Here is a 14,198-nt window from a genome sequence, read left to right as displayed (position 1 = left end):
GTACTCACATGAAAATCGCACTCGCAGGCGCCGGCGCGTTCGGCGAAAAGCATCTCGACGGCCTGAAGAAGATCGACGGCGTCGAGGTGATCTCGGTCGTCGGTCGGCGGCTGGAGCCGACCCAGGCTGTCGCCGACAAATATGGCATCGCCCACGCCACCACCGAACTCGCCGAGGCGCTGGAACAGCCCGGGCTCGACGCGGTGATCCTCTGCACGCCGACCCAGATGCACGCCGCCCAGGCGATCCAGTGCCTGGAGGCGGGCAAGCATGTGCAGGTTGAAATCCCGCTATGCGACAATCTGGCGGACGGCGAGGCGGTGCTCGCCAAGGCGCAGGAAACCGGGCTTACCGCGATGGTCGGCCACACCCGACGCTTCAACCCCAGCCACCAGTTCCTTCACCGCCGGATCGCCGCGGGCGAGCTCGCGGTGCAGCAGATGGACGTCCAGACCTATTTCTTCCGGCGCCAGAACATGAATGCCAAGGGCGAGCCGCGCAGCTGGACCGATCACCTGCTGTGGCACCACGCCGCGCACACCGTCGACCTGTTCGCCTATCAGGCCGGACCGATCGTTCAGGCCAATGCGATCGAGGGGCCGATGCATCCCGAACTGGGCATCGCGATGGACATGTCGATCCAGCTCAAGAGCGAGAGCGGCGCGATCTGCACGCTGTCGCTCAGCTTCAACAATGACGGGCCGCTCGGCACCTTCTTCCGCTATATCTGCGACAACGGCACCTGGATCGCGCGCTATGACGATCTCGTCACCGGGCGCGAGGAGCCGGTCGACCTGTCCGGCGTTGCGGTGTCGAACAACGGCATCGAGCTTCAGGATCGCGAATTCGTCGCGGCGATCCGCGAAGGGCGCGAACCCAATGCCAGCGTCGCGCAGGTGCTCCCCTGCTATCGCGTGCTCGACCAGCTCGAACGGCAGCTCCGCGCGTGAACACGCGCCGGACCGGCGTGGCGATCGTCGGCAGCGGCCCTTCGGGGCTGCTGCTCGGCCATCTGCTGCGCGCCGCGGGGATCGAGTGCATGATCGTCGACCGGCAGAGCCGAGCGCATGTCGAAGGCCGCATCCGCGCGGGCGTGCTCGAAAGCGTCACGACCGATCTGATGGTGCAGCTTGGGCTCGACGCCCGGCTGCGCGCCGAGGGGCTGATCGAGACGGGCTTCAATCTCGCCGATGGCGACCGGCTGATCCGCATCGACGTCGAGGCGCTGACCGGCCGCCATGTCACCGTCTATGGACAGACCGAGGTGACGCGCGACCTGATCGCGGCGGCGCCCGATCGCGGGCTCGACATCCTGTTCGGGGCGGCCGACGTCGCACTCCACGACATCGACGGTACGACGCCCTCGCTCACTTGCACGGTGAACGGCGAGCCGATGCGGATCGAGGCCGACTTCATCGCCGGCTGCGACGGCTTTCGCGGCATCTGTCGCCAGACGGTGACCGAAGCGAGCGGCGGCAGTGGTCAATTCCAGCTGGACTATCCATTCGGCTGGCTCGGCATATTGGCCGATGTGCCGCCCTGTCACGACGAGTTGATCTACGCCAATGGTCCGCGCGGCTTCGCGCTGGCGTCGATGCGCTCGAAAACGCGCAGCCGCTATTACATCCAGGTGCCGCTCACCGACACGCTCGACGCCTGGCCGGCGGAGCGGCTGTGGGACGAACTCGCACTGCGATTCGATCCGCTGTCGAGCCACGGGATCACCCGCGGGCCGGCGCTGGAAATGTCGATTGCGCCGCTGCGCTCCTATGTCGGCGAGACGATGCGGCTGGGCCGGCTGTTCCTGGCGGGCGATGCCGCGCATATCGTGCCGCCGACCGGCGCGAAGGGGCTGAACCTCGCCGCATCCGACGTCGCCTATCTGTCGCAAGCGCTGATCGCCCATTATCGCGGCGGCGACGAGGCGGCGCTGCTCGACTATCCGGCGCGGGCGCTGGCACGAATCTGGAAGGCCGAGCGTTTCAGCTGGTATCTGACCAAGCTGATGCACAGCTTCCCCGATAACGGCATGTTCGAACACCGGATGCAGTCGGCAGAACTGGACTATGTGGCGACATCGGAGGCAATGCAGCGCTCGATCGCCGAAAACTATGTGGGATTGCCGCTTTGACCCTGCCGCGCCGTACGATCGGACCCTTTTCCGTTGCCGCCATCGGGCTCGGGTGCATGAACCTGAGCCATGCCTATGGCGTCCCGCCCGCGCGCGAGGACGGAGTGCGGCTGCTGAACCGCGCGCTCGATCTGGGCGTGACGCTGCTCGACACCGCCGCGCTCTATGGCGGCGGGGAGAATGAGCGGCTGCTCGGCGCGGCGGTGATGCATCGCCGGGCGGAGTTTACGCTGGCGAGCAAATGCGTGCTCGACCTGCACGACGGCAAGCGCGGGCTGGACGGTTCGCCCGCGGCGATCACCCGCACGCTGGAGAGGGCGCTCGGCCGGCTCGGGACCGATTATATCGATCTCTATTATCTCCACCGCCTCGATCCGAACGTGCCGATCGAGGACTCGGTCGGCGCGCTCGTGCGGGCGCACGAGGCCGGTAAGATCGGCGCGATCGGGCTCAGCGAAATGTCCGCCGCAACGATCCGGCGGGCGCATGCGGTGCATCCGATCGCGGCGGTGCAGAGCGAATATTCACCGATGGTGCGAAACCCGGAGGTCGCGGTGCTCGACACGTGCCGCGAACTCGGCATCGGCTTCGTCGCCTTCTCGCCGGTGGCGCGCGCGATGCTGGCAGGTGCGATCCGCGACGATGATTATCATGAGGGCGACATCCGGCTGACGATGCCGCGCTTCGTAGAGCCGCAGCTGAGCCACAATCTCGAGACAGTCGCGACCTTCGACGAAATCGCGGCCGAGGTCGGCTGCACGCCGGCACAGCTGGCGCTCGCCTGGGTGCTCGCGCGCGGCGACCATATCGTGCCGATCCCCGGCACGCGCGACATCGGCCATCTGGAGGAAAATGTCGCGGCGGCGGCGATCAACCTCGACGCCGCGACGATTGCGCGGGTGGACGCGCTGTTCGCACCCGGCACGATCCGCGGTGCCCGCTATTCGGCAGCAGCCCAGCGCCAGATCGACACCGAACTGCTGCCCGACGAGGAACTGGCGGCCGGCTGACCGCGATCAGCTCAGGCGGCGCCCCACACCGCCTGGGCGACGTCGACGACGAGGCGCAGCTTCGCCGACTGCTGCTCCATCGCAATGTCGTTGCCGTGAACGGTCGACGAGAAGCCGCATTGCGGCGACAGCGCCAGCTGTTCGAGCGGGGCGTAGCGAGCCGCCTCGTCGATGCGGCGACGGACGTCGTCGACCGACTCGAGTTCGCCGAGCTTGGTGGTGACGAGCCCCAGCACGACGGTCTTGTCCGCCGGCACGTGCCGCAGCGGCGCGAAGTCGCCCGAGCGCGGATCGTCATATTCGAGGAAATAGCCGTCGACCGCGAGGTCGTTGAACAGCACTTCGGCAACGGGCTCATAGCCGCCTTCGGCCGCCCAGGACGAACGGAAATTGCCGCGGCAGAGATGCACGCAGACGACCATGTCGTCCGGCCGATCGCGGATCGATTCGTTGATGATGCGGGCATAAAGGCGCGGCAGCGCATCCGGGTCCATGCCGCGGCGGCGCGCATTCTCACGCTGCGTCTCGTCGCACAGATAGGCGAGATTGGTGTCGTCGAGCTGGAGATAGCGGCAGCCGGCATCGGCCAGGCTGGCGATCTCGGCGCGATAGGCGGCGGCGAGGTCTTCGTAAAAGGCGTCGAGATCGGGATAGGCGGTCGAATCGATCGCCTCTCGCCCGCCGCGGAAATGCAGCATCGTCGGCGACGGGATCGTCACCTTGGGCGTGCGGCCAGTGCAGCTGGCGAGGAAATCATAATCGGCGCGCTGGATGTCGCGTGCATGGGCGATCTTGCCCGAGATCTTCATCACCGGCGGGGCATATTCCAGCTCCTTGCCGCCATGCTGGTGGAAGCGGACCTGCGTGCCGCCCGCCTCCTCGACGCCGTCGAGCTGAAGCAGGAAATCGGTATGGAAATAGGTGCGGCGAAACTCGCCGTCGGTGATCCCCTGAAAGCCCAGCGACTCCTGCATCGCCACCACGTCGCGGATCGCGGCATCCTCGGCAGTGCGCAGCGCGGCGGCATCGATACGGCCTTCGCGAAAGGCGTTCCGTGCGGCGATCAGTTCGGGCGGGCGCAGAAAGCTGCCGACATGATCGGCGCGGAAGGGCGGCTTGGTCATTCGTCTCTCCAACGGAATTTCGCTGCGAGGCCACATGCGCAACAATGCAAACGTCGTCCAGCGATTCTGTTGTGAACCATAACGAATTGCGGCAGGGTCACGCAATCGAGCGAAGAACTCGATTCAAGGGAGGATGAGATGGGTCGCGATCCGCAGACGATACTCGAGCGCGAGCCGATGTCGCGCCTGCAATGGGGCATCGTCGCGGTGATGGTGGGCCTCAATGCGCTCGACGGGTTCGACGTGCTTTCGATCAGCTTCGCCTCCCCCGGCATCGCCCGCGAATGGGGGATCGACCGCGCGGCGCTGGGCCTGGTGCTGTCGATGGAGCTGATCGGCATGGCGTGCGGATCGCTGCTGTTGGGCGGCGTTGCCGACCGGCTGGGGCGGCGCGCGACGATCCTCGGCTGTCTCTGCCTGATGACGACGGGAATGGCCGGCGCGGCGCTGGCGTGGAACGTGGAAATCCTCTCCGCCTGGCGGCTGCTGACCGGCATCGGCATCGGCGGGATGCTCGCGGCGACCAACGCCGCCGTCGCCGAGGCCGCCAATGCCCGGCGCCGTGCGCTGTGCGTGGTGCTGATGGCGGCGGGCTATCCGGTGGGCACGATCGTCGGCGGTTCGATCGCGGCGGTGCTGCTGCGCGATTATGGCTGGCAATCGGTGTTCGCGTTCGGCGCGATCGCCAGCGCCTGCTTCATCCCGATCGTGCTGCTGGCCGCGCCCGAATCGATCGCTTTCCTGATCCATCGCCGCCCCGCCAATGCGCTGGCGCGCGTGAACGTGGTGCTGATGCGGATGGGGCACGCCGCGGTCGAAAGCCTGCCGCCGGCCGCGCCCGCCGCGAAGAAAGCGCCGGTCACCGCGCTGTTCGCCCCGTCACTGGCGCGCACGACGATGTTGCTGACGCTCGCCTATCTCGCGCACATCATGACCTTCTATTTCATCCTGAAATGGATTCCGAAGATCGTCGTCGACATGGGCTATGCGCCATCGGCGGCGGCGGGCGTGCTGGTATGGGCGAGCGCGGGCGGCGCGACGGGATCGCTGCTGCTGGGGCTGCTGACCGCGCGGATCCGCCTGCTCGCGCTCACCATCGCCGCGATGGCGGCATCGGTCGGCCTCGTCATTCTGTTCGGCCAGGGCAGCAACGACCTGCCGGGCCTGTCGCTGATCGCAGCGGGGGCGGGCTTTGCGACCAATGCCGGCGTGGTCGGCCTCTATGCGCTGATCGCCCGCGCCTTCCCCACCGGCCTGCGCGCGACCGCGACCGGGTTCGTGATCGGCATCGGCCGGGGCGGCTCGGCACTGGCGCCGGCGCTGGCGGGCGTGATGTTCGCGGCAGGCTATTCGCTGTCGCTGGTCGCGATCCTGATGAGCCTGGGCTCGGCGATCGCCGCGCTCGCGCTGCTGGCGATGCGCCGGGCTGCGGTGGAGGGATAGCGCTTACAAGGAAGTGGTGACCCGGAGAGGATTCGAACCTCCGACCTCTCGATTAGGAATCGCTTGCTCTATCCTGCTGAGCTACCGGGCCACGAAAGCGCTGGTACCGGGCCGGCGCGGGCAAATCAATTGCAAGCCTCGGGCGGGACGACCGGGACCAGCAGTGGGGCGACCGGAACGCCTTCCTCCACCAGCGCGATCGCCTCGTCGCGGGTCGCCTGGCCGTGGATCGGCGCCTCCGGCTCGTCGCCCTGGTGCATCGCCCGCGCCTTGGCGGCGAAGCCGGTGCCCACCCATTGCGATGTTTCCAGTTGCTTCGCCTGCATCGCGGCGATCGCCGCAAGCGCGGCCTTCATCGCGGCCGGTCCGTCGGCAGGCGCGCGGTTTCCCTTCGCCGCGACCGCCGGCGCCATCGCCGCCTTGCCGACCGAGGAATCGTTGCACACCGGGCATGCGATCAGGCTGGCGGCGCGCTGTTCCTCATAGGCGCTGCTCGACTTGAACCAGGCCTCGAACACATGGCCGCCGCCGCACTTCAGATCGAAGACGATCATGACGCAGACACCTGGCCGATCGGGCGGCGGTGCCGCAGCACCGGGATCCGGGCGCGGACATCGTCGACGCGCGCCGGATCGATCTCGGCAAAGCCGATGCCGGCGGCCTCGCCCATGTCAAGCGCGACCTCGCCCCAGGGATCGACCACTAGGCTGTGGCCATAGGTGGCGCGACCATCGGCATGGAGCCCGGTCTGTGCCGCCGCGATCACTAACGCCGCCGCCTCGATCGCGCGGGCCCGCAGCAGCACATGCCAGTGCGCCGCGCCGGTAGGTCGCGTAAACGCCGCCGGCACCGCCAGCAGCGTCGCGCCCGCATCGCTTAGCGCGCGGAACAGATCCGGGAAGCGGAGATCGTAACAGATCGCGAGGCCCAGCCGCCCCGCCGGTGTATCGACGACCACCGGGCCGGCGCCGGCGGTATAGCTGTTCGATTCGCGCCAGCTCTCGCCGGTCGGCAGATCGACATCGAACAGGTGCATCTTGTCATACCGCGCGCGGATCGCACCGCTCGCGTCGATCACAAAGGCGCGATTGGCGAGCTTGCCGTCCTCGCGCAGCACCGCGAGGCTGCCGATATGCACCCAGATGCCGTGCTTCGCCGCGGCTTCGCGCACCGCCGCGAGCACGGGGTCCGACGCTTCGGGCACAAGCCTGGTCGCGGCGCGGGCGCGGTCGCCGTCGAGCAGCCCGGACATTTCCGGCGTGAACAGCATCGCAGCGCCGCCGGCCGCCGCCGCCGCCACGCCGTCGACCATCGTCCGCGCGTTCGCGTCGGGATCGATCCCGCTCGTCATCTGGAGCAGGGCGATGCGCGTCATTGGCCGAGCAGAGGGTCCAGCCCGCCCTGCCGGTCGAGCGCGGCGAGATCGTCGGAGCCACCGATATGCCGGCCGTCGATGAACACCTGCGGCACGGTGGTGCGGCCATTGGCGCGCTGGATCATCTCCTCGCGGCGCGGGCCACCCATGGTGATGTCGATTTCCTCGAACGCGGCGTCCTTCTTCTGCAGGAGCTGCTTCGCGCGCGAGCAATAGGGGCAGAATGCCTTGGTGTAGATTTCGATCTTTGCCATATCGACCTCTCAGGTGTGCGCCGTCCCGCGGCTTGTCAATCCATCGTCTCTTCGACGAGAACGCGCGCCCAGCACAGAAGGATCACCCGCGCCGCGCCGCCGCGCCTGAGCGCCTTTGCGCAGGCCCCCGCCGTCGCCCCGCTGGTATGCACATCATCCACCAGCACCACCGTGCGCCCGGCCAGCCGCGCGCGGGCATCACCGGCCAGCGCGAACGCGCCCGACACCGCCCGGGCGCGCCCCTTCGCGCCGAGGCCGCGCAGCACCGGCGTCGCCTTTGCGCGGCGGAGCAGGTGCAGATCGGCCGGCACGCCGCTCCGCACCGAGATCGCCTGGGCGATGACGGCGGCCTGATTGAAGCCGCGCGACCACAACCGCCAGCGATGGAGCGGCACCGGCACCAGCAGATCGGCGTCCTCCGGCATCAGGCGGACCATCGCCCGCGCCATCGTCGCCGCGCTCGCCAGTCGCCGACCATATTTGAGCTTGAGCGCCACCGTCCGCGCGACATCGCCGTACGCGACTGCGGCGCGAATCCCGTCGAGCGGCGGCGGATCAGCGATGCAGGCGCCGCAGCGTGCGCCCTCCCCCCGATCAAACTCGAACGGCAGATGGCAATGCGCGCACCAGGGCGGCCCGAGAAAGCGCAGCTTGCCCCAGCAGGCCCCGCAGAAGCGGTGATCGGCATCGACGATCGTCCCGCAGCCGGGACAGCGCGGCGGCAGCGCGAAATCGATCAGTCGGGCAAGGCGCGCGGCGGCGATCATGCAATGCTTGTCCCCTGCCTCAATGCGCTGCACAAGCGCGGGCGTGACCGACTCCGAAATCTTCGACCGCCGCCTGCGTCGCAAGCGCCGCGATCGCGCCGCCCGCAACTATGAAGGCTTTTTGCGGGATCACATGCTCGACGGCATTTATGAGCGGCTCGACGGGGTGAAGCGCCGTTTCCACGACGTGCTCGATCTCGGCAGCCATGACGGCGCGTTCGAGCTGGCGGGCGCGACTATCACCCGGATGGACGCGGGCGCCGCCTTTGCCGCGGCTACCGGCGCCATCCATGCCGATGAGGACATGCACCCATTTCCCGAGGGCAGCTTCGATCTGGTGGTTTCGGCGGGCGTGCTCGATACCGTCAACGACGTGCCGGGCATGCTGACGCTTGCCCGCCGCGCGCTGAAGCCGGATGGCCTGTTTCTCGGCGCGTTCCTGGGCGCGGGCAGCCTTTCGACGCTCCGTGCCTGCCTGATCGGTGCCGAATCGGCGCGGCCGGTCGCGCGGTTCCACCCGCAGATCGACGTGCGTGCCGCAGGCGATCTGCTCGCCCGCGCGGGGTTCGCCATGCCGGTGGCCGATGTCGAGTCGCTGCAGGTCCGCTACACCGGGCTGGCGGGGCTGATCCGCGACCTTCGCGGGATGGCGGCGACCAATCTGTTGCCGAACACGCCGCCGCTCCGCCGCGACACGCTGCTCGGCACCGCCGCCGCGTTCGTCGAGCGCGCCGATCCCGACGGCCGGACGCCGGAGCGGTTCGAGATCATCTTTGTCACCGGATGGTCACCCGACCCGTCCCAACCCAAGCCCGCCCGCCCGGGCAGCGCCACCGCCTCGCTGGCGGACGCGCTTCGCAAGGGCGGCGCCGCCTAAACCCCGCCGCCGAGCAACGGCGCGAGGACATCGAGAAACGGCAGGTCGGCCGGGGGCATCGGCAATGCGCGGAGTTCGGCGGCGTCGGCCCAGTGCAACGCGCTGGCGTGGCGCGCCTCCGGTTCACTCTGCCAATGATCGATTCGGTACAGCAGCAGCACGAGATGGCGCGAGGCGAGCGATTCGCTGGCAAAGCTGAGCGGCGCTATCGTCGCGGGATTCACCGTTACGCCCAGTTCCTCGCCAAGCTCGCGGGCCAGCGCCGATTCGGGTGCCTCACCTGGTTCGACCTTGCCGCCGGGGAACTCCCACAGGCCGGCCATCGGCTTGCCCGCCGGGCGGCGCTGCACCAGCACGCGGCCTTCGCGCAGCATTGCCGCCGCGACCACCAGCATGATCTCGCGTTGTTCTGCGTCCGGCACGATAATCACTTCTCAATCAAATTCTGGGAGCTTCCGCCTGCCCTTGGACAAGATTGGTTGCCGATGCGAGCCCTGATGACGATTTTCCGTGCGCTGCAAAGCGATGTTCGTGCCGCGACCGCGGTGGAATATGGACTTATTCTGGCGATGATCGTGCTGGCGATCATGGCGAGCCTGATGGGCCTTGCCGATGCCACCAGCAGCATGTGGTCCAACGTGTCCGAAAAGGTGCAGGGCGCCGGCACGAACTGACGGCCCGGCGCGCCCTCCGCCCCGATGTCGCTTAGGCGGTTTTTAACTTCCCCCGCGTAGGTTCGATCCTGCCCCGAACGCTTCGGCCGAGGGGCCGGTGATGAAGCAATTGCGGGACGATGGAGACCGGTATGCAGAAGATTCGTAACTTCCTGAAGAATTCCAAGGGCGCGACCGCCATCGAGTACGGCCTGATCGCCGCGCTGATCGCCGTCGCCGCGATCGCCGCGATGCAGGGCCTGGGCAACCAGCTCAACAAGACCTTCGGTAACGTGTCGTCGAACATGGCGGCTTCGTAAGCAATCGATCCTCCCAGATCGTGCGAGAGAGGCGGTGGCACAGGAGTGCCGCCGCCTCTTTTTTATGAACGGCGCTTAACCAAACCCGATCACGCGATGTTAGACAAAGCCGCCCAAGGTCGCTGGCGGGACATCGTCGTTCCGATCGACATGGAGACCGGTACCATGAAGACTCTTCGCAAGTTCGTCGCCAACCGCAAGGGTGCGACTGCCATCGAATACGGCCTGATCGCCGCGCTGATCGCCGTCGCCGCAATCGCCGCGATGCAGGGCCTGGGCAACCAGCTCAACACCACCTTCGGCAACGTTTCGTCGAACATGGCGGCTTCGTAAGCCCAGCGATCCCTTCAGATCGACCAAGGGGCGGCGGGATCATCTCCCGTCGCCCCTTTTTTGCGTTTTTTGCCCTGCGGCGAGCGGTTCAGAGCCGGCCCATCGCCAGGAACTTGGCGCGGCGAGCCTGGCGCAGTCCTTCACCCGAGACGCCGTCCAGACCACGCAGCGACTCCTCGATCGCGTCGCCGAGCGCTTGCACGGCCAGGCCCGGGGCACGGTGCGCGCCGCCCAGCGGTTCGCCGACGATGCGGTCGATCACGCCGAGTTCCTTCAGATGCTGGGCGGTGACCTTCATCGCCTCGGCCGCATCGGCCGCCTTGTCGGCGGTGCGCCACAGGATCGACGCGCAGCCTTCGGGCGAAATCACCGAATAGACCGCATGCTCCATCATCAGCACGTGGTTGCCCGCCGCCAGCGCCACCGCGCCGCCCGAGCCGCCTTCGCCCAGAATCGATGCGATCACCGGCACGCGCAGGTTGAGGCATGCCTCGGTCGAGCGAGCGATCGCCTCGGCCTGGCCGCGCTCCTCAGCCTGGACGCCGGGGAACGCGCCCGAAGTGTCGACCAGCGTGATGACCGGAATGTTGAACCGATCGGCCAGGCCCATCAGGCGGATCGCCTTGCGATAGCCCTCCGGCTTGCCCATGCCGAAATTGTGGCGAAGGCGGCTGGCGGTATCGTCGCCCTTTTCATGGCCGATCACCATCACCCGACGCCCGCGGAAGCGCCCTAGGCCGCCGATGATCGCATTGTCGTCGGCAAAGGCGCGGTCGCCGGCCAGCGGCATGAAATCTTCGATCAGGCCCGCGACATAGTGCTTGAAGTGCGGGCGTTCCGGGTGGCGGGCAACCTGCGTCTTCTGCCACGGCGTCAGCCGCGCATAGGTTTCCTGGAGCAGCTTGTCGGACTTGGCCTGAAGCGGGTCGATTTCGGCCGCGATGTCCACATCGCCGCCCTGGGCGGTGGTGCGAAGCTCGTCGATCCGGGTCTGCAGCTCGGCGATCGGCTTCTCGAAGTCGAGGAATGTCGTCATGGTGCCGGGCGCTACGCGGCGCCGCGCTTCGCGTCAACGAGCGCCTCGCCCAAGGGGTGTCGTTGATTGACGAGTTCGACCAGCCGCTGGCTGTCGACATGGGTGTAGATTTCGGTGGTGGCGATATCGGCATGGCCGAGCATCGCCTGCAATGCGCGCAGGTCCGCGCCCCCTTCCAGCAGGTGCGTGGCGAAGGCGTGGCGCAGGACGTGCGGGCTGACGCGATCGGGCGGGATGCCCGCCGCCGCCGCCAGCGCGCGGACGAGCTGGTACAGCCGGATGCGCGACAAATGCCCCTTGCCCGATGGAAACAGCCAGGGCTTGTCGGGGGCGACATGATCGCGCCACCGCGCCACCGCCTCGCGCGCGCGATCGGAGATCGGCACGAGCCGCTCGCGCCCGCCCTTTCCCTTCAGGATCAGGAACGGCCGGTCGGGATGGATCGCATTGCGGGGGAGCGACACCAGTTCGGTGGCGCGCAGGCCCGATCCGTACAGCAGCTCGATCAGCGCGGCGAGCCGCAGGTCGAGCGGATCGGGCGGCACCCGCGCCTGCCGATCGGCGATGGCGGCGAACATCGCATCGACGTCGCCGGTGCTCAGCACGCGCGGCAAGGGGCGCCGGATGCCCGGGCGCGGCAGATGCCCGCCGGGATCGTCGGCACGGAACCCCTCGTCGAGCAGAAACGCGAAGAACCGCCGCAGCGCCGCCGCCTTGCGCGCGACGGTGGCGCCCGAAAGCGCCTGCCATTCGTCCGCCAGCCGCGCGATCTCCGCCTCCCCGGCCACCGCCAGTCCGCCGTCTAGCAGCGTCGAGGCGAGCCGCAGATCGGTGGCATAGGCGGCGACGGTGTTCGCGGCTGCACCCGCCTCCGCCCGGAGCATCTCCAGGAAGCGCTCGATCAGCGCGGCGTCACCGCCCGGTGGCGGCGCGCTCAAGCGGCGCGTGTGACCGCCTCGATGGCGATCATCCGCGCATAGTTGGTCATGCCCGCCGCGCGCATCGCCGAGACGATGTGGAACACGGCCTCGGGCGTCACCTGATCCCAGCGGGGCGATTGCATGCCCACCGCCGCGAGCAGCGCAACGAGTCCCGGCTGGTTACTCGTGCCGGCCCGGTCGATCGCCTGAGTCCAGGCGTTGACGCCGCCGATTCGCACCTGTGTCGCCTCGGCGGCGCGGCGCGCATCCTCCGCGCTCAGGCGGCCGAGCCCGGCGAGGCCGGCGAGCAGCATCGCCGCCTTGCGCGGGCTGGCGGCACCACGAAACTGGTCGAACGCGGCAAAGCTGACTGCCGCACGCGACGGATCGGCGAGCGCGAGCAGCCCCCAGCCCTCGCTGCCGGACGCGACCACGCCGCGCCACTGCAGCGCAGCCCCGTCATAGCCCGCCGACAGCATAGACGCGATCAGTCCGTCGGCGGAATCGACATCCTTGCTTGCCGGAATCCAGCTCGCGGCCTTTGCCGTCATCACCAGCCGGCCATAGCGGGCGCGCGGCGTTTCCGCCGCATCCCACAGTGCGCGGATCGCCCGCACGCGATCTGCAGGCGCCGGCGCGGCATAGGCATTGCGCAGATCGCGGATCGTCTCCGCCAGCGGGCCGCTGGCGTCGCCCGCCTGATCGAGATCGGCATAGAGATCGACCAGTCCGGCATTGGAGAACACCCCCGCCGCCGCCGCCAGTTCGGCGGCCGGCGCGCGCACCGCCGGCGAAACGCCGGGCGCCAGCGCCTGCCAGTAGCGATATTCGGGGCCGACCGTGCGATACAGATCGTCGGGCACGGCAACGCCGGTCGCGGCGGCCAGGCCGAAACGCCATTCGGAAAGCCGGGGCACGCCCGCCCATTCGATCGTGACCGCGCGGCGCGATTCGGCGCCCATGCCGATCACCTTTTCGGCGAGGAGATTGTCAATCGAGCCCTGGCTGGTGCCCTGGCGCGCGGCATCCATCAGCCGGTCGGCTTCGCCCGGCTTGCCGGCCAGCCCGGCGCACATCGCGCGGGCCAGCGCCCATTCGCGGCGATCGATCGCCTGCGCGGCCTTGTCCGCCACCGGGCAGACGCCCGCCGGATCGCCCGTGGCGAGCGCGACGCGCATGATCACCTGGTCGAGCAGCGGCGTCGCCCGATCGACATCGACGCCCGCAATCACCGCGCGCGCCGCCACCGCCTCGCCCATCCGCAGCAGCAGCCAGGCACGCTGCGCAGCGAAATCCGCCCCGTTCACGTCGCGCGGCGTATCGATCGGCGACATCAGCGCGCGGCGCAGCGCGATCGTCACCCAGCGCGACGCCACCGGCGCGTCGAGCCGGCGCATCAGCGTCTGCAGCATCCGCCCGTGGGTGTCGCCGAACGCATTGGCGGCGAATGGAGCATTGCCCCAGGCAGTGCTGCCGATCCGCCCGAGCGAACGGCGCGCCGAGGGCGGCAGATCATATTGCGAGAGATCGACCTGCGGCAGTTCGGCGGCGCTGACATTGCCGTCCACCGCCTCGACCGAATCGCCGCCGTCCTCAGCAGCCGTGACGGCGGGTGCGGCCACGGGCGCAGGCTCGGTCTGCGGGGGTACCGTGGGCTGCGGGCGCGGGGTCGCGGCCGGGCGCGACGGCGCCGGCGCCGGCTGGTCGAAGCCGGGCGGGAGCAGCGATTCGGGGGCCTTTTGTTGCTGCCGGCCGAGCGCCGGCACGCCGACGCCCGCCAGCAGCACCGCCGCCAGCGCGATCCGCGAGACCTTAGTTGGCGAGATTTTCAAGCGCGACCGCCTTCTCCATCCGCACCGGCTCCTTCGCGGTGTCGCGACCCGCCAGGGCAAACAGCCCCGCGACCAGCAGAACGAGGATCACGAGCAACACGATAAGCGAACGCGGCATGCAAC

At 68.7% G+C, this 14,198-nt stretch carries 18 protein-coding genes and 1 tRNA gene; 8 read left to right on the top strand and 11 right to left on the bottom strand.

Annotation, left to right across the window (positions count from 1 at the left end; translation table 11 throughout):
* Window positions 1–8: 8 nt before the first annotated feature.
* From ACX40Y_RS15195 to ACX40Y_RS15185, 3 genes are read left to right on the top strand one after another with little or no spacing between them, the layout of a single operon-like run.
* Window positions 9–950: a Gfo/Idh/MocA family oxidoreductase gene (locus tag ACX40Y_RS15195; RefSeq protein WP_459120411.1), complete on the top strand. Its 942-nt coding sequence runs from the start codon at window positions 9–11 to the stop codon at window positions 948–950.
* Entirely contained in the window at window positions 947–2,131 is a 1,185-nt protein-coding gene (gene pobA, locus ACX40Y_RS15190) for a 4-hydroxybenzoate 3-monooxygenase (RefSeq protein ID WP_459120410.1), read from the top strand. The genes ACX40Y_RS15195 and pobA overlap by 4 nt, the downstream gene beginning before the upstream one ends.
* Complete coding sequence (locus tag ACX40Y_RS15185; protein WP_459120409.1) at window positions 2,128–3,141, top strand: aldo/keto reductase; 1,014 nt, start codon at window positions 2,128–2,130, stop codon at window positions 3,139–3,141. The genes pobA and ACX40Y_RS15185 overlap by 4 nt, the downstream gene beginning before the upstream one ends.
* Window positions 3,142–3,152: 11 nt before the next feature.
* Here ACX40Y_RS15185 and ACX40Y_RS15180 read toward each other — a convergent pair whose 3' ends face one another.
* Window positions 3,153–4,265, bottom strand: a complete 1,113-nt coding sequence (locus tag ACX40Y_RS15180) for a 5-methyltetrahydropteroyltriglutamate--homocysteine S-methyltransferase (protein ID WP_459120408.1) — start codon at window positions 4,263–4,265, stop codon at window positions 3,153–3,155.
* 138 nt (window positions 4,266–4,403) lie between these two features.
* Here ACX40Y_RS15180 and ACX40Y_RS15175 point away from each other — a divergent pair, with 138 nt between their 5' ends.
* The gene (locus tag ACX40Y_RS15175) at window positions 4,404–5,708 is read left to right on the top strand and encodes an MFS transporter (RefSeq protein WP_459120407.1); all 1,305 of its coding nucleotides are present in this window, start codon (window positions 4,404–4,406) and stop codon (window positions 5,706–5,708) included.
* A 14-nt stretch (window positions 5,709–5,722) separates the two neighbouring features.
* On the opposite strand, the gene ACX40Y_RS15170 is transcribed toward ACX40Y_RS15175, so the two are convergent.
* The 5 genes from ACX40Y_RS15170 to ACX40Y_RS15150 all read right to left on the bottom strand — a co-directional run bounded on the left by ACX40Y_RS15170 (window position 5,723) and on the right by ACX40Y_RS15150 (window position 8,104).
* A tRNA-Arg gene (locus ACX40Y_RS15170) sits at window positions 5,723–5,799 on the bottom strand.
* A gap of 34 nt (window positions 5,800–5,833) precedes the next feature.
* A complete protein-coding gene (locus ACX40Y_RS15165; protein ID WP_459120406.1) occupies window positions 5,834–6,262 on the bottom strand; it encodes a DUF1178 family protein in 429 nt (142 codons plus the stop codon).
* Complete coding sequence (locus tag ACX40Y_RS15160) at window positions 6,259–7,083, bottom strand: carbon-nitrogen hydrolase family protein (protein WP_459120405.1); 825 nt, start codon at window positions 7,081–7,083, stop codon at window positions 6,259–6,261. The genes ACX40Y_RS15165 and ACX40Y_RS15160 overlap by 4 nt, the downstream gene beginning before the upstream one ends.
* On the bottom strand, window positions 7,080–7,337 hold the full coding sequence (gene grxC, locus ACX40Y_RS15155; protein WP_459120404.1) for a glutaredoxin 3: 258 nt from the start codon (window positions 7,335–7,337) through the stop codon (window positions 7,080–7,082). Before grxC ends, ACX40Y_RS15160 begins: the two co-directional genes overlap by 4 nt.
* 35 nt (window positions 7,338–7,372) lie before the next feature.
* On the bottom strand, window positions 7,373–8,104 hold the full coding sequence (locus ACX40Y_RS15150; protein WP_459120403.1) for a ComF family protein: 732 nt from the start codon (window positions 8,102–8,104) through the stop codon (window positions 7,373–7,375).
* Window positions 8,105–8,147: 43 nt separating this feature from the next.
* On the opposite strand from ACX40Y_RS15150, the gene ACX40Y_RS15145 reads away from it, so the two are divergent.
* The gene (locus tag ACX40Y_RS15145; RefSeq protein ID WP_459120402.1) at window positions 8,148–8,981 is read left to right on the top strand and encodes a methyltransferase domain-containing protein; all 834 of its coding nucleotides are present in this window, start codon (window positions 8,148–8,150) and stop codon (window positions 8,979–8,981) included.
* Here the strand turns inward: ACX40Y_RS15145 and ACX40Y_RS15140 are convergent.
* Window positions 8,978–9,376: a (deoxy)nucleoside triphosphate pyrophosphohydrolase gene (locus ACX40Y_RS15140; RefSeq protein WP_459120437.1), complete on the bottom strand. Its 399-nt coding sequence runs from the start codon at window positions 9,374–9,376 to the stop codon at window positions 8,978–8,980. The two genes, ACX40Y_RS15145 and ACX40Y_RS15140, sit on opposite strands and share 4 nt — an antisense overlap.
* Before the next feature lie 102 nt (window positions 9,377–9,478).
* On the opposite strand from ACX40Y_RS15140, the gene ACX40Y_RS15135 reads away from it, so the two are divergent.
* The 3 genes from ACX40Y_RS15135 (at window position 9,479) to ACX40Y_RS15125 (ending at window position 10,287) form a co-directional block, all read left to right on the top strand.
* Window positions 9,479–9,655: a Flp family type IVb pilin gene (locus ACX40Y_RS15135; protein WP_459120401.1), complete on the top strand. Its 177-nt coding sequence runs from the start codon at window positions 9,479–9,481 to the stop codon at window positions 9,653–9,655.
* 131 nt (window positions 9,656–9,786) lie between these two features.
* Window positions 9,787–9,954 carry a Flp family type IVb pilin gene (locus tag ACX40Y_RS15130; RefSeq protein ID WP_459120400.1) on the top strand — a complete coding sequence of 56 codons (168 nt, stop codon included), beginning with the start codon at window positions 9,787–9,789 and terminating at the stop codon, window positions 9,952–9,954.
* A 165-nt stretch (window positions 9,955–10,119) separates the two neighbouring features.
* Window positions 10,120–10,287, top strand: a complete 168-nt coding sequence (locus ACX40Y_RS15125) for a Flp family type IVb pilin (protein WP_459120399.1) — start codon at window positions 10,120–10,122, stop codon at window positions 10,285–10,287.
* A gap of 88 nt (window positions 10,288–10,375) precedes the next feature.
* Here ACX40Y_RS15125 and ACX40Y_RS15120 read toward each other — a convergent pair whose 3' ends face one another.
* From ACX40Y_RS15120 to ACX40Y_RS15105, 4 genes are read right to left on the bottom strand one after another with little or no spacing between them, the layout of a single operon-like run.
* Window positions 10,376–11,323: an acetyl-CoA carboxylase carboxyltransferase subunit alpha gene (locus ACX40Y_RS15120; protein WP_459120398.1), complete on the bottom strand. Its 948-nt coding sequence runs from the start codon at window positions 11,321–11,323 to the stop codon at window positions 10,376–10,378.
* An 11-nt stretch (window positions 11,324–11,334) separates the two neighbouring features.
* On the bottom strand, window positions 11,335–12,261 hold the full coding sequence (locus ACX40Y_RS15115) for a tyrosine-type recombinase/integrase (protein ID WP_459120397.1): 927 nt from the start codon (window positions 12,259–12,261) through the stop codon (window positions 11,335–11,337).
* Complete coding sequence (locus ACX40Y_RS15110; RefSeq protein ID WP_459120396.1) at window positions 12,258–14,075, bottom strand: hypothetical protein; 1,818 nt, start codon at window positions 14,073–14,075, stop codon at window positions 12,258–12,260. Before ACX40Y_RS15110 ends, ACX40Y_RS15115 begins: the two co-directional genes overlap by 4 nt.
* Entirely contained in the window at window positions 14,056–14,193 is a 138-nt protein-coding gene (locus tag ACX40Y_RS15105; RefSeq protein WP_459120395.1) for a hypothetical protein, read from the bottom strand. Before ACX40Y_RS15105 ends, ACX40Y_RS15110 begins: the two co-directional genes overlap by 20 nt.
* Window positions 14,194–14,198: the final 5 nt, after the last annotated feature.

Source organism: Sphingomonas sp. RS6, assembly GCF_054489705.1.
This window is presented reverse-complemented; position numbering and strand designations above follow the sequence as displayed.

Bases quoted from the DNA above. Each gene is read 5' to 3' on its own strand.
- ACX40Y_RS15195 (WP_459120411.1), top strand. From the start codon at position 9: ATGAAAATCGCACTCGCAGGCGCCGGCGCGTTCGGCGAAAAGCATCTC.
- ACX40Y_RS15180 (WP_459120408.1), bottom strand. From the start codon at position 4,265: ATGACCAAGCCGCCCTTCCGCGCCGATCATGTCGGCAGCTTTCTGCGC.
- ACX40Y_RS15175 (WP_459120407.1), top strand. From the start codon at position 4,404: ATGGGTCGCGATCCGCAGACGATACTCGAGCGCGAGCCGATGTCGCGC.
- ACX40Y_RS15165 (WP_459120406.1), bottom strand. From the start codon at position 6,262: ATGATCGTCTTCGATCTGAAGTGCGGCGGCGGCCATGTGTTCGAGGCC.
- ACX40Y_RS15160 (WP_459120405.1), bottom strand. From the start codon at position 7,083: ATGACGCGCATCGCCCTGCTCCAGATGACGAGCGGGATCGATCCCGAC.
- grxC (WP_459120404.1), bottom strand. From the start codon at position 7,337: ATGGCAAAGATCGAAATCTACACCAAGGCATTCTGCCCCTATTGCTCG.
- ACX40Y_RS15150 (WP_459120403.1), bottom strand. From the start codon at position 8,104: ATGATCGCCGCCGCGCGCCTTGCCCGACTGATCGATTTCGCGCTGCCG.
- ACX40Y_RS15140 (WP_459120437.1), bottom strand. From the start codon at position 9,376: ATGCTGGTGGTCGCGGCGGCAATGCTGCGCGAAGGCCGCGTGCTGGTG.
- ACX40Y_RS15135 (WP_459120401.1), top strand. From the start codon at position 9,479: ATGACGATTTTCCGTGCGCTGCAAAGCGATGTTCGTGCCGCGACCGCG.
- ACX40Y_RS15130 (WP_459120400.1), top strand. From the start codon at position 9,787: ATGCAGAAGATTCGTAACTTCCTGAAGAATTCCAAGGGCGCGACCGCC.
- ACX40Y_RS15125 (WP_459120399.1), top strand. From the start codon at position 10,120: ATGAAGACTCTTCGCAAGTTCGTCGCCAACCGCAAGGGTGCGACTGCC.
- ACX40Y_RS15120 (WP_459120398.1), bottom strand. From the start codon at position 11,323: ATGACGACATTCCTCGACTTCGAGAAGCCGATCGCCGAGCTGCAGACC.
- ACX40Y_RS15105 (WP_459120395.1), bottom strand. From the start codon at position 14,193: ATGCCGCGTTCGCTTATCGTGTTGCTCGTGATCCTCGTTCTGCTGGTC.